1 pseudogene is annotated in these 235 nt (G+C 43.0%); it reads left to right on the forward strand.

Annotated elements, in window-relative coordinates:
* Nucleotides 1-231: pseudogene (locus tag HC733_RS22880) on the forward strand (IS110 family transposase); the annotation flags it as partial.
* Nucleotides 232-235: the final 4 nt, after the last annotated feature.

Here is a 235-nt window from a genome sequence, read left to right on the forward strand (position 1 = left end):
GAATTACAAAAACGGCAGGAAGGTTTACCTAAAGAAATAACCGATATCGCATGGCAGGCACAGCTTAGACTGTGTCGACGTTACAACCGATTACTAAGCAGAGGTAAACATCGTAATGTTGTGGTAATTGCCATTGCCCGAGAAATGGCAGCCTATATTTGGGCAATTGCCCGTGAAGTGGTCATTTCACCTGTTAATCCACGTTTAAGAATATCGAGAGTACCTGCATGATGAA

The sequence above is a fragment of the Pseudoalteromonas sp. S16_S37 genome, assembly GCF_014694405.1.
GTDB lineage: Bacteria > Pseudomonadota > Gammaproteobacteria > Enterobacterales > Alteromonadaceae > Pseudoalteromonas.